Source organism: Pseudoalteromonas atlantica, from assembly GCF_043641955.1.
Taxonomy (GTDB): Bacteria; Pseudomonadota; Gammaproteobacteria; order Enterobacterales; family Alteromonadaceae; genus Pseudoalteromonas; species Pseudoalteromonas atlantica_A.
Genome location: NZ_JBHZRV010000001.1, coordinates 494287 through 514905 on the forward strand (window position 1 = coordinate 494287; position 20619 = coordinate 514905).

Annotated in this window: 18 protein-coding genes; 8 read left to right on the plus strand and 10 right to left on the minus strand. The window is 39.6% G+C overall.

The window, feature by feature from the left end; translation table 11 throughout:
- Window positions 1–25 precede the first annotated feature (25 nt).
- Window positions 26–916: a LysR family transcriptional regulator gene (locus ACHUE3_RS02070; protein WP_394189684.1), complete on the minus strand. Its 891-nt coding sequence runs from the start codon at window positions 914–916 to the stop codon at window positions 26–28.
- A 111-nt stretch (window positions 917–1027) separates the two neighbouring features.
- On the opposite strand from ACHUE3_RS02070, the gene ACHUE3_RS02075 reads away from it, so the two are divergent.
- Window positions 1028–2209, plus strand: a complete 1182-nt coding sequence (locus ACHUE3_RS02075) for an MFS transporter (RefSeq protein WP_394189686.1) — start codon at window positions 1028–1030, stop codon at window positions 2207–2209.
- 196 nt (window positions 2210–2405) lie between these two features.
- Window positions 2406–3368, plus strand: a complete 963-nt coding sequence (locus ACHUE3_RS02080; protein ID WP_394189688.1) for an alpha/beta hydrolase — start codon at window positions 2406–2408, stop codon at window positions 3366–3368.
- A gap of 230 nt (window positions 3369–3598) precedes the next feature.
- On the opposite strand, the gene ACHUE3_RS02085 is transcribed toward ACHUE3_RS02080, so the two are convergent.
- Complete coding sequence (locus ACHUE3_RS02085) at window positions 3599–4513, minus strand: AraC family transcriptional regulator (protein ID WP_394189690.1); 915 nt, start codon at window positions 4511–4513, stop codon at window positions 3599–3601.
- Between the two features lie 176 nt (window positions 4514–4689).
- On the opposite strand from ACHUE3_RS02085, the gene ACHUE3_RS02090 reads away from it, so the two are divergent.
- Window positions 4690–5181 carry a (R)-mandelonitrile lyase gene (locus ACHUE3_RS02090; RefSeq protein ID WP_394189692.1) on the plus strand — a complete coding sequence of 164 codons (492 nt, stop codon included), beginning with the start codon at window positions 4690–4692 and terminating at the stop codon, window positions 5179–5181.
- 2 nt (window positions 5182–5183) lie between these two features.
- Window positions 5184–5531 carry a cyclophilin-like fold protein gene (locus ACHUE3_RS02095; protein ID WP_394189694.1) on the plus strand — a complete coding sequence of 116 codons (348 nt, stop codon included), beginning with the start codon at window positions 5184–5186 and terminating at the stop codon, window positions 5529–5531.
- Window positions 5532–5589: 58 nt separating this feature from the next.
- On the opposite strand, the gene ACHUE3_RS02100 is transcribed toward ACHUE3_RS02095, so the two are convergent.
- Entirely contained in the window at window positions 5590–6732 is a 1143-nt protein-coding gene (locus tag ACHUE3_RS02100; protein ID WP_394189696.1) for a TonB-dependent receptor domain-containing protein, read from the minus strand.
- A gap of 17 nt (window positions 6733–6749) precedes the next feature.
- Window positions 6750–8366: a TonB-dependent receptor plug domain-containing protein gene (locus ACHUE3_RS02105; RefSeq protein ID WP_394189698.1), complete on the minus strand. Its 1617-nt coding sequence runs from the start codon at window positions 8364–8366 to the stop codon at window positions 6750–6752.
- A gap of 830 nt (window positions 8367–9196) precedes the next feature.
- Between ACHUE3_RS02105 and ACHUE3_RS02110 the strand changes: the two genes are divergently transcribed.
- Window positions 9197–12037 carry a glycoside hydrolase family 2 TIM barrel-domain containing protein gene (locus ACHUE3_RS02110; protein ID WP_394189700.1) on the plus strand — a complete coding sequence of 947 codons (2841 nt, stop codon included), beginning with the start codon at window positions 9197–9199 and terminating at the stop codon, window positions 12035–12037.
- A 43-nt stretch (window positions 12038–12080) separates the two neighbouring features.
- On the opposite strand, the gene ACHUE3_RS02115 is transcribed toward ACHUE3_RS02110, so the two are convergent.
- The 4 genes from ACHUE3_RS02115 to ACHUE3_RS02130 form a co-directional block, all read right to left on the minus strand.
- Window positions 12081–13187, minus strand: a complete 1107-nt coding sequence (locus ACHUE3_RS02115; protein ID WP_394189702.1) for a serine hydrolase domain-containing protein — start codon at window positions 13185–13187, stop codon at window positions 12081–12083.
- Window positions 13188–13469: a hypothetical protein gene (locus tag ACHUE3_RS02120; protein WP_394189704.1), complete on the minus strand. Its 282-nt coding sequence runs from the start codon at window positions 13467–13469 to the stop codon at window positions 13188–13190.
- 165 nt (window positions 13470–13634) lie between these two features.
- The gene (locus ACHUE3_RS02125; RefSeq protein ID WP_394189706.1) at window positions 13635–14816 is read right to left on the minus strand and encodes an NAD(P)-dependent alcohol dehydrogenase; all 1182 of its coding nucleotides are present in this window, start codon (window positions 14814–14816) and stop codon (window positions 13635–13637) included.
- 11 nt (window positions 14817–14827) lie between these two features.
- Window positions 14828–15250: a (R)-mandelonitrile lyase gene (locus ACHUE3_RS02130; RefSeq protein WP_394189708.1), complete on the minus strand. Its 423-nt coding sequence runs from the start codon at window positions 15248–15250 to the stop codon at window positions 14828–14830.
- A 186-nt stretch (window positions 15251–15436) separates the two neighbouring features.
- On the opposite strand from ACHUE3_RS02130, the gene ACHUE3_RS02135 reads away from it, so the two are divergent.
- The 3 genes from ACHUE3_RS02135 to ACHUE3_RS02145 all read left to right on the plus strand — a co-directional run bounded on the left by ACHUE3_RS02135 (window position 15437) and on the right by ACHUE3_RS02145 (window position 17052).
- Window positions 15437–16174 carry a DUF4097 family beta strand repeat-containing protein gene (locus ACHUE3_RS02135; protein ID WP_394189710.1) on the plus strand — a complete coding sequence of 246 codons (738 nt, stop codon included), beginning with the start codon at window positions 15437–15439 and terminating at the stop codon, window positions 16172–16174.
- Between the two features lie 128 nt (window positions 16175–16302).
- On the plus strand, window positions 16303–16815 hold the full coding sequence (locus ACHUE3_RS02140; protein ID WP_394189712.1) for a hypothetical protein: 513 nt from the start codon (window positions 16303–16305) through the stop codon (window positions 16813–16815).
- A gap of 54 nt (window positions 16816–16869) precedes the next feature.
- Complete coding sequence (locus ACHUE3_RS02145; RefSeq protein ID WP_394189714.1) at window positions 16870–17052, plus strand: DUF1289 domain-containing protein; 183 nt, start codon at window positions 16870–16872, stop codon at window positions 17050–17052.
- Between the two features lie 39 nt (window positions 17053–17091).
- Here ACHUE3_RS02145 and ACHUE3_RS02150 read toward each other — a convergent pair whose 3' ends face one another.
- On the minus strand, window positions 17092–19509 hold the full coding sequence (locus ACHUE3_RS02150) for a PAS domain-containing hybrid sensor histidine kinase/response regulator (RefSeq protein WP_394189716.1): 2418 nt from the start codon (window positions 19507–19509) through the stop codon (window positions 17092–17094).
- Between the two features lie 191 nt (window positions 19510–19700).
- Window positions 19701–20618, minus strand: coding sequence for an SMP-30/gluconolactonase/LRE family protein (locus ACHUE3_RS02155; protein ID WP_394189718.1), 918 nt, complete (start codon window positions 20616–20618; stop codon window positions 19701–19703).
- Between the last annotated feature and the right edge of the window lies 1 nt (window position 20619).

The window sequence follows — 20619 nt, forward strand, 5'->3', positions numbered from 1 at the left end:
GAGTGTGGTATCTAAATACCACACTCTATTGCTGTTTTAATGCTTCTAACACAATTTTAAATGCCGGAGACGGTTGCCTACGGCTTGGATAGTACAAGTAATAGCCGGGAAATGCTGGGCACCAATCAGCCAACACTTTAATTAAATTACCATTTTTTATATGATCACCAAACTCTTCTTCAGGTAGAAACGCAATACCTAAACCTTGTAACGCCGCCTCAACAATATGATGAGAGGTATTAAAGATTAATTGACCGCGTACATTCACATTGAGTTCCTCCCCCTCTTTTTCAAACTCCCACGCATACAAGCCGCCATGGGTTGGAAAGCGAATGTTGATACAATTATGTGCTGTAAGTTCCTTTGGCGTGTTAGGCTTTTGATGCTTAGCAAAATACTCAGAGCTTGCAACGGCTGCCATATTGAGCTCTTTGCCGATAGGTACTGCTATCATATCTTTATCTATGGTTTCGCCAAGACGCACACCTGCATCAATTCGCTGAGCAACAATGTCTGTGTAGCCATAGTTAACATTAAACTCAATATTAATATCGGGATATTGCTTTAGTACATTGGCTAGTTTAGGGAGTAATGTGCTCTGAATTATAAAGTCACCACAGGTAATTTTTACCGTACCCGCAGGTTTGTCTCTGAGTTCAGTTAAGGCTTCTAACTCATTTTCAATATCATCAAAACGATGCCCTATTGCATTGAGTAAACGCTCTCCGGCGAGTGTAGGCGATACGCTTCGGGTTGTTCTTGTTAGCAAACGAATATCTAAGTTTGCTTCTAGTGAACGAATAGCCTGACTCAAAGCTGACTGAGTCACGCCTAACTGCGCAGCAGCACGTGTAAAACTGCCAGTTCTTGCCACAATGACAAAATAGTTCAATTCATTGAGGTTTTGTTTGATCATCCACTAGCCCATTAATAAGCATTACTAATAAAGCATATTAGTATTCATTAGCTAGTCTATTCAACCTATGTTTGAAAAAATACTCCCTCACATTTAACCGTATGGACTAGCATGACAAATTACTCAACTTATCAAGATGACCACGAGCAGCAAGCTAATTGGAGTGGGGTTTTTGCGATGACATTATGTATATTCGCCTTAATCGCCTGTGAGTTTATGCCTGTAAGCTTATTAACACCTATGGCTGAAGATTTATCAATTAGTAAAGGCATGGTTGGTCAGGGGCTAGCAATATCGGGTTTTTTTGCGGTGATCACGAGTCTATTCATGAGTCCTTTATTTGCTAAAAGTGACCGAAAGACCTTATTAGTCACTCTGACCTTGATAATGCTACTGTCAACTTTAACAATCTCTGTAGCTGATAGTTACGCTGTTTATATGCTTGGTCGAGCGTTAATCGGCTTAGTCATTGGTGGCTATTGGTCACTTTCAACGGTTTCTGCAATGCGCCTAGTCCCTGAGGAAAAAGTGCCTAAAGCACTGGCCGTATTTAATGGTGGCAATGGTCTTGCCATGATAATTGCAGCACCACTTGGCAGTTATTTGGGCAGTGTTCTTGGCTGGCGAGGCGCGTTTATGTGTTTAGTGCCATTCATTGCTATTGCTGTATTTTGGCAATGGCACGCATTGCCTAGCATGCCAGCTCAGCAGCAATCAAAAGGGCCTTTTTCTACATTTAAATTATTCAAAAAGCCACTCGTTTGTTTTGGTATGCTAGCTGTTGCGCTGCTATTTATGGGGCAATTTACTTTATTTACCTATTTAAGGCCCTTTTTAGAGTCAGCGTTTCAAGCCACCAGCCAACAAGTTTCTATGGTGTTACTTGTTATTGGTTTTGCAGGCTTTATTGGCACCTTTTTGATCAGCAAGGTCATAAAGCTCAGTTTAGCGTTTGCATTAATAGCTGCTCCTGCGGTTATGGCTTTAGTTGCATTTTGTTTAGCAAATCAAATATCCCTTTTTAATATCAACATCATATTACTTGGATTATGGGGGTTAATTGCAACTGCTGCCCCTGTTGCTTGGTGGAGCTGGGTAGCTCGTGCTTTACCAAAAGATGCTGAAGTTGCAGGAGGATTGATGGTCGCAATTATTCAGTTTTCAATAGCGCTAGGCTCAACGTTCGGAGGCATATTATTCGATGTTTATGACTACCCTATTACCTTCTTTGTTAGCGCAGCTATCTTATTTTTTGCAGCTATTGCCAGCTATTTCACTATAAAAATCCACTAAAAATTCATTAGGTAGCTCATACTTGGGCTACCTAATATTCATTTTAAGCGCCTAAAAATACATTCGACACTTTTAGGCAATAAATCGACTGTTCTAATATAACGCTAAACTGCACAAATAACCGACAATAACCTCATCAAAGCTGCATTGTGAAAACAAATTGCAGTCCCTGTTAATCACAAAATAGGAGAGTGTTATGACAACCTCAACTGATAATTTTTACCAAAGCGATGCTGTTAACTTTGAAAAAGTAATTTTCAAAAACCAATTACAAATGAATGTAGTCGGTAATCTTTTTACACCAAAGAATGCTGAGAAAGGAGCGAACCTTCCGGCACTTGTAATTGGTCATCCTATGGGTGCGGTAAAAGAGCAAAGTGCGACTTTATACGCAACTAAACTTGCAGAACTTGGCTTTGTAACGTTGGCAGTTGATCTTAGCTTCTGGGGCGAAAGTGACGGCGAACCACGTAATACTGTTTTACCTGATTTATACGCAGAGTCATTCAGTGCCGGTGTCGATTACCTTGCTAGCCTTTCATACGTCAACAAAGAAAGCATTGGTGGTTTAGGTGTATGTGGTAGTGGTGGTTTCATCATTAGTGCCGCAAAAATTGACCCACGTATCAAAGCTGTGGCAACAGTAAGTATGTATGACATGGGTGGCGCAACGCGCAATGGTTTAGGCAACTCTATTGACCTTGATATGCGTAAAGGTATGCTTGATGAAGCCGCTGAGCAACGTAATGTTGAGTACCTAGGTGGCGAAGTACAATACACAGGCGGTTGCCCGCATCAAATCGATGAAAGCTCACACCCAATTGCAAAAGAGTTTTATGACTTTTACCGCACTGAGCGTGGCGAATATACACCAGAGCGCTCATCAGCTGATTTAACAACACACCCAACATTAAGCAGCAATGTGCGTTTTATGAACTTTTATCCATTTAACGATATTGAGACTATTTCACCACGTCCATTACTGTTTGTTGCTGGTGAACACGCTCACTCATTTGAGTTTAGCCAACAAGCCTATGATTTAGCGGCTGAGCCTAAACAATTATTGGTTGTGCCAAATGCAGGTCATGTTGATTTATATGATAATGTGGGTTTAATTCCATTCACTAAAATTGCTGAGTTTTTCACAGCAAGCCTTTAAGTAAAACGTGTCATGGTAACGAATGGGACACAGGGATATGCCCATTCGTTTTTTTATACCAATTCGCTTAATTAAGTGGTCTATTTTGAGGCAATGAAACCTCGTTGATAGCAAGGCAAAAATTTCGTTATTTAGTTGTTCTAAATCAGAGATTTTTAACGCAGATAGCGACAGGTTTAATCCCTCAAAATGATTAAGTATTATTGCGGATTGGTATTATACGTAATGGTTTATTTAGCCGTTGCTAAAAACGCCTCAACATCTCGTTTTGGTGATAAACCAAAAAACCGAGAATACTCGCGAGAAAATTGTGAGGGGCTTTCGTAGCCAACCTTAAAAGCGGCACCTGACGCATCCATACTCTCGCCAACCATCAACCTTCTTGCTTCCATTAACCTCAAACGCTTTTGATATTGCAACGGACTCATTGAAGTTAGGTCTCGAAAATGATGATGGAAAGTCGATTTACTCATTTTCGCAAGACCCGCTAAGTCCTCTACACTCAAGGGTTGATCATAGTTTTCCTTTAACCACTTAACACTACGTGCAATTCTCAGCCCTTGGCTACCGGTCGATACTATATGGCGAAGCTCCGCCCCATGCTCACTATTAAGTACACGCCAAAAAATTTCGCGCTTTATTAATGGCGCAAGCACAGGCATAGACTCAGGATCATCAACCAGCTCAACTAGTCGTGTAAAAGCGTTAAGCATTGGCTCTGTCATCTCACCTAAGGTCATACCCTTGTTCAGTGATTGCTTGTTTAATTTATCGAGCGGCACTTGCGAAATTAGTTCACCTAACATGGCCAAATCAAGCTTTAACACTAAGCCTAAATAAGGTGCATCGTCCTTTGCTTCGAGAACTTGCATTTTTGCAGGCAAATCAATTGAGGTGATCAAATACTTGTGTGGGTCATACTTGAACACATCCTCGCACAAGGTCATGCTTTTCGCCCCTTGTAGAACCAGCGCAATACTTGGTTCAACCACACACATTGAGCAAGAGGTGGCGGCCTGTGTTTGTCGATAAAAAAATAAATCCTCAATTACGCTATCAGCTGTTTCTTGCTGGCCGATAAGCGGTGCAATTTTATCTGCTAAAGAGGCACTCATTTTAGCAACAGTTTCATGATCTGAATGCATAACCAATCTTATTAAATTTAAGATACTTAACTATACGCTCGATTTCATAAGGTTGGCTAGTTTAAAAATTAACCCTTCGGAATAATAGGCAACAACTTGCGTGCATTGTACTTTTTGAAGGCACAATTATTAGCCAAAATGAAGATTCATTCGGTTACAAGCACATGGAGAAAAGTATGAAGTATATTATCGGTTCCCTTATCTTAACGATGAGTGCATTTAGTCATGCAGAAAACGCCTCTTCACAACGTTTAGAATTACCGCAAATCACAGTACAAAAAAATGGCACTCAGTACCCAATAACTGGGCTCGACAAGTATTTCACGGGCAAAGTACGCGTCGAGCCTAGCTTCCAAGCTCATGGCGAAGCGAAAGCCGCTGGTGCCATGGTAACGTTTGAGCCTGGCGCTCGCACAAACTGGCACACTCACCCTGTTGGGCAAACCTTAATTGTTACATCAGGTATGGGCTCGGTTAATCAGTGGCATAGACAACCTAAGGTTATAAAACCAGGTGATGTTGTGCATATCCCTGCTAATGTAAAACATTGGCATGGTGCCACAGATAAAACAGCCATGATGCATTTGGCTATTCAAGAGTCAAAAGACGGTAAGGTTGTTGATTGGCTTGAGCCTGTCACTGATGCACAATATTTAAAAAAAGAATAGTGATGAGAATAAAGTTTACCCATAATGGTGAAACTGCATACGCCCTGTTGGATAATAACCCCGCGGCCATCCAGTTTTATAAACAACTACCATTAACATTAAATATGGAAGACTTTGCTGCTGCAGAAAAAATTGCCACACTACCAAAACCGCTAAGCCAACAAGGCTTATCCGCAGGTACTGATGCTAAAGCAGGTGATATTACTTACTATGCACCTTGGGGCAATCTTGCATTGTTTTATAAAAATGCAGGCTATGCTAATGGCTTAATTAAGCTTGGGGCAATTGAACAGACCCCACAGTTTTTTAAGCATATAGAACAGGGTAAGGTTTTAATTGAAGCTGATTGAAAGCATAAAACCTAATTACTGATTTATTAATGCCGCCTAATTAGGCGGCATTTTTTCGTTAAAAGCTATATCTAAAACCTAACCCAAATGTACGACTATAAATAGACGCACTATCATTTAATACATTAGGAAGTTCGTAATACTGCCTATATACTTCATCGGTCAGATTTGTTGCATCAAAGGTGAGGACCAAGTCATCGCTGACATTATAACTTATTTGAAAATCTAAACTTTGTTCGGGGCGACGATACACGCCTCGTGGGTGAGCAAAGCGTCCTGAACCATAACGATTTAAGAATGAATCACGCCAAACATAAGATAAACGCGTACTGAAATCCTCTTTTTCATAGATTAATACACCACTGTATGAAGCATCAGACACACCAAACACACTGCGTGTGGTGTAGCCTGTTAACTCGCCATCATCACTAAAAATGGGGATATCTTGCTCCGAATCTAAAAAAGTACCACTGGCTTGAACACCAAAGCCATCTAACCACTGTGGGACATTTTCTAGGAAGTAAACTAAACCAACTTCAATGCCATCAAGTGTTCCATTTGAAGTATTACCCGGTTGCGACAGAATATAATCTTCCATCTCACCTGTTTCTGGGTTAGGAAACTGAGCTTGGCGTAATGAATCAAAAACAAACCCTTCGATATCACGGTAAAAGTAAGTAGCGTAAGCTGAGCTTCCTTCACCAAAATAATACTCCAACGACAGGTCATAGTTTGTTGACTCTACTGGACGTAGGTCTTGATTACCACCATTAGCATTACCATAACCAACATTTGTTGTATCAGGGTTGAGATTAATAAAACTATTTAATTGACCAAATTCAGGGCGACGTAAAGTCTGTGTGTAAGCAAAGCGCGTGATCAAATCATCAGTCAAATGATAACGTAATGTCAGGTTAGGTAAAAATTTTGCGCTGCTATTATTACCTTCACTCTGGACAATATCTCCAACCTCGTTATCCCATTGGTAAAATTCCATATCAGCACTAGCATAGGTGTAACGTAAACCTATATCACCATCGAGGGGCCTACCTAAAAACTCCGTTTCAAATTGACTTTGGATATAAGCTGCCCACGAAGTTTGGTCAATATCAAAGTTTTTCTGCAATTCCATTCTTCTTTGACCATCTGCTGTGTCATAGAAGTTAAAAATGTCACGATATTCTGCACGGTTTTGCCACAAACTATTTGCATTGAAGGCTACCCATTGACGAGGTAGATTACTTTACCGTCAAAGAAATTATCGTTTACATAGTGCATGTCTGAACTTAATGAGTTCAAGGGGATTGTATTAAATCGATTTGAGTCACGACTTGAGCTTTCTGCCGTGCGTTTATCATAACGAATACCCATTTTAGCCTTTGTAAAAAACCCCCAGTCTAGATAAAGCTCGAGATCAGATGTGAAGGTAATCGCATCCCCCTTATCCTTACCGCCATTGTCGAACATGGTACTGGTCGTCCACAATCCTGGATCGGTTAAGTCCAGTGGTGTGCCAAACTCTTGATCAAAAACTTCCCACGCCATAATGCCATCTTCATGGTTAAAATCAGCCATGACAAATGGAAAACGTGTATTTGCCTGCATTGCTACAAACTCACGCGCGTACTCACTTGTTTGATAAATAACTTCAGAATTCAATAAAGCGTCTGGGGTCAACTCCCATTTACCACCGAGTGCAAACATATAACTGTCAGTCTTGCTAGTTGCATAATCACCACTGGTAAATGCACCTGAATCCCCCCAAGCTCGCGACTTTATTACATTCGTGCCTTCAAAAAGTACTGGTTTTGTTTGCGTTTCAACCCGTGATGAATCTGCATATGAAAACAATAGGTGGTTGTTACTTTCATTCCGATAGCCGTTATAAAAGGCCTCAAAAACATACTCTGATGTATCTGTTGGTGCCCACTGCAGTGATAAATTAACTGCAGGACGCTCACGTTCACCAGTGGCATCAGATTGATTTAGTGCATCACGGCTCAAATAATACTCTACGTCACTGTCCGTCGCAGGATCATACATAGTAGCACCAGGCGTTCTATCCATACCATGCTCAAGACCTGTAGGCCAAGGGTAAATACGATTTAAGTTGTCTGCCCTGAATGGAACAAGACCTCCTGGGGCACTATTTTGATCGCGATAGCTTGTTCTTGCGAACGACAAATTAACCAAAGCTCCAAAATCACCCATATCAGAATCCCAGCGGTTGCTTGCTAACATACTCACTATTGGATCTGTCTCTTCAGATTGGTCTTGATAAACGCCTCTCGCGTTAATAACAAACTTTGAACCTTCAAAATTAAATGGGCGCTGTGTTCGCACGTTTAATTGCCCTGCAATACCGCTTGCCAATTGGCTTGCATTTCGTGTTTTGTAGACTTCTACACTTTCAAGTAATGCCGCGGGTATATCTGCTACGGCAAGCTGTCTACCCGCAGCGGTAAACATCTCACGGCCATTGATAGTCGTTGTCACATCTGTTAAACCACGAATGGTCACGGTATTCACTTCACCAGAAGCACGATCTGTTACTTGAACACCCGTCACTCGTTGTAACGCTTCAACTAAATTATTATCAGGAAACTTACCAATATCCTCAGCAACAATCGCATCAACGACTTGAATTGATTGTCGTTTTATATTGATAGCTTTGTTTAAACTACTTCTGATCCCTGTTACCTCAATAATTTCTAGGTCATCAGTCGAATTAGCTTGTTGCTTCGGATCATCTAAGCCACCCTGCTGTGCACCATAAAGTGTGCTACTGGTGAGCGCAATAACCAAAGCACTTGCCAGTTTACTTTTCTTAAACATTTCAGAACCCCATCATTGTTGTATTGTCACTGAATATAAATCCATTTATTTTCAGCTACTTATCACTTTACTAATTAGTATTTTAAACTACTTAGTTGTGTGTTTTTTTAAAGAAAATAATAAATGCCACAGATGGTAAATTTAGGGTAACTATGTCGTTAATAGTAATAAGCGATGTCTAACTTAAAATAAATAACTTCTCAATTGGACCGTCGCCTGTATATTTTTATAGCATAGCAAAACAGCACAAATAAAGTACTATTATACTCTTTATTAAAAACAATCACAAAAGCCAAACATAAAAACAGCAAAATCAACAGACTAACTAAAAAAAAAATCTGATTACACAGTTAAAAATTAACAAATTTACCAAAAACCACTTTTATAACCCGCTTTTGTAATACAAAACTTCGCTTAAAACCTTATTTTTCAATTCATATGTAAGTTCTAGCTACATGTAATGTATTACCTTTATTGCAAATAATATTTGTGTTAGCCGTTAGTAGCCAATGAAAGCCCCCACTTAAAAATAAACTATTAAAATCAATTTGTTGTGATATTTTATCAAATACTATTTGCACTTGAGTTTTCAAAAAGACGGAATGCTACCGGTATCATTTGTATTATAATATGTATAAACTTGGTTTATATGTAACTTTTTTACATTTCAATTTTTCTATATTTTAACGAAAGACAACAACATGGTAGAGGCAAGATTTATGAACAAGGAATATTATAGGCGACTTTGTATAGCCCTCAAAAATAAGGCCAAGCGCTTACAAATAAGGGTCCTGAGATTACCCGCCGTAATGGCACTTGGGCTGATTATTATGGCATGTAACAGCCAATCATCAATTGAACAAGTGCAGCACAACGACACACAAACTAAAACAATGATGCTAAGTGGCACAGGCAGTGATGACGCCATTGAATGGGATTTTTATTGCAACAAAGGTCAAAACTGTGGCCAGTGGCAAAAAATCAAAGTCCCTTCCAATTGGGAGCAGCAAGGCTTTGGCAACTATGATTACGGTTACACTGTTGAAAAACACAATGAGCAAGGCATCTATCGTCGCACTTTTACAACACCTGATGATTGGCAAGGTAAAACGATTGAAATCGTTTTTGATGGTGTGATGACAGACACCACGGTGTATGTTAATGAACAACAAGTAGGCCCTACCCATCAAGGTGGCTTTTACCGATTTAGCTATGACATTACAGATTATGTGAAAGCCAAAAGCAGTAATGAACTAAAAGTTGTTGTTGATAAAGTATCGTCCGATAAAAGTATAGAAGCAGCCGAGCGTGCTGCTGATTACTGGGTTTTTGGTGGCATCTATAGACAGGTATTTTTACAAGCTTTACCTAAAACGCATGTAGAGTGGGTTAGCCTAGATGCGCAAGCTAATGGTGCGTTTACTATGGACGTATATTTACAAGGTATTGAAGGTTCAAGTGCGAGCAATGTTGAGGCACAAATTTTCGACTTAAATGGCAAGGCTGTAAGTAAACCTTTTAGCAGTCAGCTAACTGCCAATAAAACGCAGCTTACAACACGGGTTGATTCACCTAAATTATGGAATGCAGAAACACCGAATTTATACCAAGTGCAGATTAAATTAATGCAAGGCGAAAAGGTACTTCATAGTTTAAACAAGCAGTTCGGCTTTAGAACCTTTGCGTTAAAACCACATGATGGCTTATATCTAAACGGTGAAAAAATTGTTCTTAAAGGTGTAAACAGACATAGCTTTAGACCTGATACAGGCCGCACTATGACTGTGCAACAAAGTATTGACGACATCAAACTAATTAAAAGCATGAATATGAATGCTGTGAGAATGTCTCACTATCCGCCGGATGTTCACTTTCTTGAAGCCGCTGACCGCTTAGGTATTTATGTCATTAATGAGCTGGGTACATGGCAAAAACCTGTACTTGATACTAAACCTGCTAAACGCCTGATAGCGCAAATGGTTAAACGTGACCAAACGCACCCAAGTATACTTTTTTGGGCTAATGGTAACGAAGGAGGTTGGAATACTGAAGTTGATGATGAATACGATATTTATGATATTCAAAAACGCCCTGTGCTCCACCCTTTTGAGTTATTCCGTAACCTTGATACTGATCATTACCCAACTTACTCTGAGTTGCTGACTAAAAAAGCACAAAACGAAATATTTATGCCAACGGAGTTTTTACATGGTTTATATGATGGCGGCCACGGTGCTGGTTTAAGAGACTTTTGGGACTTTATGATGTCAACGCCACTAGGGGCAGGCGGCTTCTTGTGGGTTTTAGCAGATGAAGGCATTGAACGTACTGACCAAAATGGTAAGGTTGATACTGATTTTAACCATGCCCCGGATGGTATTGTTGGCCCGTATGGTGAAAAAGAAGCTAGCTATTTTACCATCAAAGAAGTTTGGGCTCCTATACAAATAGATAACCTAGAAAATGGTAAGCAATTACCAATATCATTTAATGGTCAATTACAAATCAAAAACTTGTACGATTTTATCGATCTTTCTACAGCTTCATTAGAATGGCGTTTATATCAACCTGTAACCGCACTAAATCATAAAAAACAGTTAGTGGCCAGTGCGCAACAATCACTACCTGCAATTCAACCTGATATGACTGGTGCTGTACAACTTGACCTACCTACAGATTGGCAACAACAAGGCTGGTTAGAAGTTGAGATTTTTGATGCACAGCAAAACTCTATATGGACTGATTCTTGGCCTATTCAAACGGCTGCACAACTTCAAGCCCTTACTAAACAGCAGCTTGCAAATGCGAGCTCAGTTAATAATGACAAAGTGCAACTTATCTCACAAACAGGTGAACAGTTGGTTGTCAAAGCAGCTGATCGTACGATTACATTCGATGCTCAAACAGGCTTACTGCAGTCTTACCAAAAGCAAGGTCAAACAGCACAGCTGACGAATGGCCCTAGGTTACTTCGTTCAGATAACACTCTGAATAAAGGGGTTTATAATGGCAAAGGCACTTGGACATTACATGACCCTAATGCTGAGGAAGAAGCTAAGCAAGAGACTAAAGCCACAGAGCTTATCACTCAGTACATTGACGGTTCACTGGTTATTGAAGTGAAAAACCCGCCTAAAGGTATTACTAAACTGATTTGGACAGTAAATAATCAAGGCCAGCTAATGATGGATGTAAACTACTGGTTAAACGGAGAATATATACTGCATGGTGTTGGCTTTAGCTACCCCAAGCAAGCCATTGAGCAAAAACGTTGGTTAGGAGATGGCCCTTATCGAGTGTGGGCTAATCGCCTAGAGGGTGTTAATTTCTCAGTCTGGGAAAATGATTACAATGAAGGTGTTGCCGGTGAAAACTGGGCTTTCCCTGATTTTAAAGGCTACTTTTCAGATATTCATTGGCTAAGCTTAATGGGTAAAGATAATAAGATTACATTTACAACATCAACGCCTGACTTGTACGCACGGGTAATGCAGCCAGATGATGGCGATCGCCCTGATAATACATTAGCTTTGAAGTATGATGGTGAGATTAGTTTTTTACACAGGATCAGTGCCATCGGCACTAAGTTCCACACAGCTCAACATTTAGGCCCACAAGGGCGCCCAGTAGCTGAGCGAGGTATTAATAATATCAAGCTAACTATTTTTTAAACATATATAAAACGCCATGCAATCGCATGGCGTTTTCTTTCTACTACGAGTTACCTTTACCCAGTGCTTTTAAAACATCACGGCTAAAGTCATGTTCACTAAAGCCTTTAAGATCAGCAAGGTCGTACCCTCGCCTAACAATCACTAACTGCTCGCTTGGAATAATCACTAAAAATTGACCACGGTTGCCTCGCGCTGCGATGGTGTCGTTTGGTAATTCAGGAAAATGTTCGTTATAAAGCCACCACTGTGCGCCGTATTCCGGTGCTGTTTCTGGGGGTTGAGCAGGAGCTGGTTTACTAATATAACTTAACCAGTCTTTTGGTAATATTTGCTCCCCTTGCCAGCGGCCATTATTCAGGTGTAATAGCCCTAAGCGAGCAAGATCCCGTGAAGTAGTCCACACTTGCGATGACAAAATAAAGTCACTTTGCCAATCTGACTCTAAAAATGTGTGCTGCATGCCGATTTTATCGAGTAAGTTGTCATATGGATAACGCAAATAGCTCGCTTCGTCGTTGAATGTTTTTCGTAAGGTGCGAAGCGCTAACATAGTGTCGTTATTAGCGTATTTCCAGCGGCTACCAGGTTTTACTTCTAGTGCGGTATGCGTTGCAGTATCAGACACTAAACCGCCTCCCATATAGACACGATCTGTGCGGTTACCCGCTTTATTACTGTCTAAACCTGATGCCATGTGAAGTAAGTTTTCAAGGGTAATTTCACCACGTGGGTCAAGCGGATGAGACCAGCTTTCAAGCCCTGCAGGCTTTGTAACATCAAGTCGCTTTTGCTCTACCGCGACACCTATGATGCTCGCCCCAATACTTTTTGCCACAGACCAAGTTCGCTGGGCAGTTTCAGGGGTAAAACCTGCTTTATATTGCTCTACTAAAATCGCCTTGGGGCTGGCTATTAAAATTGCTGACGTACGTGCACCCTCACCATAGTGACTAGTAAAAGCTTTAGAAATGACCTCATCAAGCGCCTTATTTCCCGTTACTTTATTAACACCATTTAGCGTTTGCCATGGCTTACCATCATCCTTTTTATCAGCTAAGTTTTCCTTAAACGGTGATTGCACAAGTGACGCAGCCTTAACGCTTGCCCCTACTGGTAAATCAACACAGCCTAAACGTGGACGCCACACCTATATGCGCTGCTTATCTTTATCATAATCAACAATGACTCGTTTATGCTCACTGTCGATGTTCGCTTTCAGTGTTTTTACTGTGTCTGCAATTAATGGATAAATACCGGTAAGCTCATCAATATAAATTTGATCTTTACTTTTGCCAGCGTTAAACGTGGCACTACAGGTAAAATTGGCGACATACCCAGCGGTATAAGCGTTTAAGGTTGTATCTGTTTCTTCGCTACAAACAAAAAAGCTAGTACATAACAAAGTACTCAGGAAAGTTATTTTTTTCATTATTACTCCTTGGGGGCCAAAGAGTTTAAATTAGCAAAAGAAAAAAATATTGATATGTTTTTACGGTAGTACTCACTCTTTAAGCGACAAATCACCTAATAAAAAAGCAACAATAAAAAACGCCATACTAGGGATGGCGTTTGGCTTACTCAATCTAAACAGAAATTAAAATGTTGAGGCATCAATTACATAACGATAACGCGATTTTTTATCCACCACGCTTTGCCATGCATTATTAATTTCAGACGCTTTAATTAACTGGGTTGCTGGCAGAATATTATTCTTAGCGCAGTAATCAACAACTTCTTGCGTTTCTTGCATATCACCAATTAACGAAGCATTAAAGTTTACGCGGCTTGCAGCCAATGCTAATGCATTCATGTTTAATGAAAACTCTTCTGGCATACCCACTTGGGTGTACGTGCCAAATGGTTTTACTAATGAAGCATATTTAGCAATATCATATTTCACTGGCAAGGTATTAATTAAATAATCAAGCTGTGATTTATGCTCGTTGTAAGCGTCTTCACCGTCAACAACAACCACTTTAGCGCCAAAAGCTTTAATATCGGCTACTTTATCTTTAGAGCTAGTGAATGCGTAGACATCAGCACCTTGCGACACAGCCAATTTAACAGCTAAGTGCCCAAGCCCACCAATACCAACAACACCTACTTTATCGCCTTTTTTCAAGTTGAATTTAAGCAGCGGAGAATACGTTGTAATGCCGGCACATAATAAAGGCGCTGCATGCTCTAAACTAATGTTTTCAGGAATATGCACTGCAAAATGATCGCGAACGACGATGTTATTCGAATAGCCACCTTGTGTAATACCTGTCGGTGAGCGCTCATCAGGGTAGCCATAAGTGAATTTGGTTTCTGGGCAATATTGCTCGCCCTCATCTTTACAGCTATTACAGTCAAGACAGCTATCAACCATACAACCTACACCAGCACGGTCGCCCACTTTAAACTTAGTCACGTTCTTACCGACCGCAGTTACGATACCTGCAATTTCATGGCCCGGCACTTGAGGGTATTGCTGTGCGCCCCAATGACCTTTCATCTGATGAATATCTGAGTGGCAAATACTGGCGAATTTAATGTCGATTAAAATATCGTTATCGCCTACTGGGCGTCTTTCGAACTCCCATGGTTTTAGTAAGCCTGAATTATCAAAAGCCGCATAGCCACGTGATTTTATATTGCCATTTGCAAGCTGCTCAGATGATGCTGCAAATGAAGGCGCCGCAAAGCCGCCTAATAAAAGGCCTGCACCTAAGGCTGAACTCGTTTTAATAAAATTACGACGTGATAAGTCTTGCGTTTCATGTTTGTCACACATTTCAATGTACCTTATGCTAAATAATCTTCATCTGAAACAGCTTCGAACCAGTCAACAGGTTTACCATCAAGTGCTTCTTGAACTGCTACATGCTTCATTGCACTATCAGCAGTCGCACCATGCCAGTGCCTTTTACCGCAGTTACACCAAATTAAATCACCTGGATTGATTACTGTTTTCCCACCACCCTCGCACTGTGTCCAACCTTGGCCTTCTGTAACTAATAAAATTTGGCCGAGTGGATGAGAATGCCAATTTGTGCGAGCACCTTTTGAAAACTCCACCACAGCAACACCAACGCGAGAAGGTGCTGGTGCATTAAATAAAGTACTGATTTGCACTTTACCTGTGAAACATTCAGCTGGCCCTGCGATTGGATCTTGAGAACCTGACTTAATTACTTGCATATCGTTTGTTTGCGCTGAATCACTCATGTGTTTCTCCTTGGGTTGCTTAGGTTTTGCTCTACTCTTTCAGTTTATAGCAGTGTGAAAAACCATAAATGCCTGAAGCTCGCGCTTTATTGCCTATTTGTGTAAAAAATTTTTAAAGCCTTTAAACCTTTTTTATCAGCACCTGCGACTAAGCTAATAACACCACAAAAATGAAAAGGAATAATAATGACTAACACATTCACTCGACTCACTCTGATCGTAGCAGCATTACTATCAGCTCAAACATTGGCTTGGAATGACGATATGGCATTACAGGACACAAAACAGCTGACACTTGATGCGCAGTCGCTAACGACATTAAATGTAGAGGCAAGATCAGGTTTTTTAAATATTGTTGGCAGTGATACAGCTGCAATCACTGTAAAAGCTGAAATTTATCAATATGCCGCGCACGACAATTATTGTTTGTCACTAAAACAACGTGCGAAAAGCGCCGAACTAATTGCAAATAGCTGTGATAACTATGATAAAAACACGACACGTATTGACTTAACAGTGTCTATTCCTAGAACATTTAAGCTAAACATTAATGATGGCTCTGGCGCAATTGAAATAGAAAATACCGCCGATACAACTATTCACGATGGCTCAGGAAAAATAGTGGTAAACATGATTTCTGGCTCGTTAACAATTGAAGATGGTTCAGGCTCTATTGATGCAAAAAATATAAAAGGTAATGTTGAAATACATGACGGCTCTGGCAGCATAGATCTAGTAAAGAGTACTGGTGATGTAAGTATTCACGATGGGTCTGGTAATATTGATGTTGAAGATACCTCAGGCTCAGTTACTATCACGGATGGTTCTGGTGGCATATATGTTAATAAAGCAAAAAGCTTTACCTTGCTTGCTGATGGTTCGGGTAGAGTAAAAGTCAAAAATGTAGAAAATACCAAACTTTAAATTTGCGCGATGTATATAAACTAAGGGTTTTGCTATTTTATTTCTGTCTGTTAATGGCAATTTTTCAAGCCCTTAGGTATCCTTTAGCTTATTATTTAGGAACGGCTATTACAAAAGGATAGCGCACTATGAAGAAGTCTTTTTCTGTAGTATTTACGGCCATGGTTTTATCTGGCTGCACAAGCTTAACTACTGAGCAACAAGCTCAAATTGACAGCCTTACACCATGCGAAAAAATAAGCGGTTTACTGTCGGCCTATGATAATCGTTTTGAAGGCTTAAAACGCGCACGCGTTAACACAAAATACATGGAAACTTGGACAGCAAAATATAATTTAGTAGGTGATGAATGCCAAATCACAGCTCTTGATAAAGATACAATGACATACCGATGTCACGGTGAGTACATTGAACAGGCTAAAGCCGTTGCGCTTCATCAAAAAGCGGTTGATTTTACTCGCCAATGTTTATCGGCTAAAAACTGGTATGAACAACAAAAAGAGTCCGCGGACTCACTTCGCACAACATTTGTACTTGATGAAACTCAACCTGTGATTTCAATCCATACGGGTAAAACTTTATCTCGCTCTAAACCTTGGTCTACCTCACTAGAAATAGGTAAACCTGTTGCGACTAAGTAATGTTCCTATTGATATTAAAAGCCAGAAATTCTGGCTTTCAAAACATAAATTAACATGAAAGATAAAAAACCTATCACGACTAAATTTAAAACTGATTGTGTTGGTCAGTGCCATCGCTTAAAAGGTCACTGCACTGGGTGCGGTCGTTCTAATGACGAAATTTTTGACTGGATCATTTTATCAGATAATGAAAAAGCAAAGATTTTACAAACACCGAGGGAACAGCCCCATAAGTAATTAGTTTATATCTATCCTTTCTTGCATTGATATTTGTAGCTATTCGTACTCTAATAGAGTCCCATACAACCTTGATAATTCTATAGGTTTAGGCACATGGGCATCAAAACCTAGTTTAAGATATTGCTGAACATCTTCAACCATTACATTGGCAGTTAAAGCGATAATAGGAATTGAATTGTTTAGAGCTTTTATTGATTTCAGGGCTTCAACACCATCCATAACCGGCATATGTATATCCATTAACACCAAATCAAATGTATTTTTTGCAACGGCATCGACCGCTAGTAAACCATTTTCAACAATGACTAAATCTGACTCCGTTTCTTTTAGCATCGTTTTAATCAGCATTTGATTTATCTTATTATCTTCTGCAATTAATATACGTTTACCTCTTAAGGCAGGTGGAGTACACGACTGAGCTTTTACTTTTTTTGGTGCAACATGCGTTTTCTCTAATGGCAAAGTGACGTCGATTATGGTCCCTCTACCTTTGATACTATTTACTGCAATTTCTCCGCCCATTAACTTAACCAAACTAATAGTTATGGACATGCCTAGACCAGTTCCTCCGTATTCTCGTGTTGTAGATGTATCAGCTTGAGAAAAACGTTCAAAAATACGTCCTTGAGCCTCTTCACTCATGCCTATACCGGAATCTTCTACTTTAATTAGGATTGTTTGTTGGCTTTTATGTTCTATACAATCAACGGCTATTTTTACACAGCCTTGATTAGTAAACTTGACCGCATTAGAAGATAAATTTAGGATAATTTGCTTTACTCGAACCTGATCACCTAGCCAGTTATCATGGAAATTTTTACTCACCTCAATTTTAAAATCGATTTGTTGATTGCTTATCAATGCATCTAGGTCATATTTTACTGAATTTAGAATATCCACAATAGACAATGGCATTTTTTCTAATTCAATTTTATTGGACTCTACTTTTGAATAATCCAGAATATCGTTGATTATAGTAAGCAGGCTTTTGGCAGATGAAGTAGCATTTACTAATATTTTTCGTAAGTCTGCAGATAACTCAGCATTATCTAATAGTTGAAGCCCACCGAGTATTGCGTTCATTGGTGTACGTATTTCATGGCTCATATTTGCAAGAAAGTCACTTTTAATTTTAGAGGCGTGCTCAGCTGCGACTCTTGCATTTTCAGACGTTTCTATTGCTTTTATTTTATCGGTAACATCATAACTCACACCTATTACTTTTAATGGCGTGCCCCATTTATCGCGTATAACTCGCGCACTCGCTTTCAAAGTTCTTATTTTTCCATCAGGGTGAACAACCCTAAATTCTGGTTCGTAAAGGGCTCCATTTTCAATTGAATCTTTTAATTGCGCATTCGCAAGCTCAAAGTCATCAGGATGAACAGCTTTAACCCAATCACCATAAGACTCTTTAAACTGCTCTTTTTTCAACCCATAGAGTGTGAGCATAAGCTCATCCCAGAATAGCTTGCGAGTAATGAGATCCCACTCCCAAACACCAATTTGTGCAGACGTATTGGCTAATTGAATCCTTAATGCCAATAAATCTGCTTTTTCAATTGCATCTAATAATTGTTGTTCGGTATTTTTTTGCTCTGATGTATCTTGCACCACTGACCAAATAAGATCATCGCCATTTTCATCCATAACTTTTATACCGGATAGGCGCACAGGAAATGTCACCCCGCTTTTATTAATATACTCCTTTTCATAAGGGCCATACCGCCCAGTCTCTACTAAAGATAAAAGCTGCTTTTCTTCTTGTTCTTTGTATTTGTCTGGGGTGATTTTCCAATAATCAATGGCATTAATTTCATCGACCGTATACCCTGTTATATGGCTAAATTCATTGTTCACATAATAAAATGCGCCATCCTTTAAAGAGTTCACTGCAATACCAACAGGTGCTAAGTTTACAAAACTCTCAAATTTTATTTTTTCATTTTGATACGCCGCTTTGTAGTGCTTTATATTAGTGTGTGCAGTTTCTAACTGATCTTTAACTTCCATTAAATCAGAGATATCTCTTCCGATCGCCAATATTAAGTTCTTATCCTGTATTTGCACTGCACTTAAAGAGACTAGGCAAGGAAACTCAGTACCATCAATTTTAGAATGCGTCCATTGAAATAACTGTGGCCCTTCAGAGTGAGCTTTTTCGACATACCTATTAGCTAATTCTTCAGAAGATTTACCACATGGTTGTATAGGTGGTGAGATGTCTGATGGGGATAAATTTAAGAAGTTATTCTTACTCTCAACGCCATGCATCTTGATTGCTGAATCATTGCATTGAATAAACTTCCCTGAGCTCAAATCGATGATTGATAAAGCATCACCTGAGACCTCAAATAGCGTTTTATATTTGTCTCTTTCAAATGAGACTTTTGCTAATTGCTCTCTTAAGTGAAGATTTTCTTTTTCTAAATCACGCTGATTTTTATTAGACATTACCATCCTAACTTACGAATTATGGTTACTTTATAAACCAAAAGTGTAAGTCAAATTATAATCAATTTTCTGAGCGCGTCTAGTTCTTGAACAACTGAGCACACTATGTCATTCATAGGTAATACTCCAAAGAGTCAGTTTTACTTCCCTGATGGTTTAGGTTTCGTAGTTTAATCTTGGTTCAACAACATTTAAAAATTACGACCTGCAGTTTCTAAAGATACGGCCTCTATGGCGCCTCGTTTTTGCATGGTAATATACAAAACCCTGCCATTTTCGCCGCCAAACGCTACATTAGTAGGAAATTCCCCATTAAGTTCAATGGTATTGATTAACTTGCCTTGTGGTGAAACAACCGCAATTTGTCCTGCCCCATAGCGCGCAATATAAAGGTTTCCTTGTTTATCAGAGCGCATACCATCCATACCAAAGTCAGAAAATTTGATTAGCAACTGTTTGTTAGATACATTGCCAACTTCATCTAAATCATAACGCCAAACGTTTCGTTGCACACTTTCATTTACATATAATGTTTTATTATCAGGACTCACCTCGATACCATTGGTTGTGCCCATGTTTGACTCAAGTAAGGTTACAATGCCGTCTTGATCAATTCGCCATAAGTTGCCCGTGCTATTTGGCCAATTTGGATCACTGGCAAATAAAATACCATTATCCATAATTGCTATATCATTCGGTTGATTCATCTTGTTTTCATGGGCAAATACCTGCACTGAGCCAGACACATCCCCCGCATTTTTAAAGGCTGAAACCGACACTTTAAGGATATTGTGGTTCACATAATCAGCAATATACATATTACCAATACCGTCAAATCGAATTCCGTTACCGATTGAACCATTTTTTAACGTCAGTAAGGTATCAACCTTATGCTTGCCAACAACTCTTCCAATGGTGCCCTGTTGTTGATAATTAACGGCATATAACACCCCATTTTTATCAACAGCAGGCCCTTCAACGCCTTGTGTAAATATACCGTCACTAATATAGTCCTCTGACACATATGAAATATCAGACTTTTTATTCTCACCTGCAATTACACTCACGGCACAACTAAGTAGTAAACTAGATATAATTATCGCTTTCATT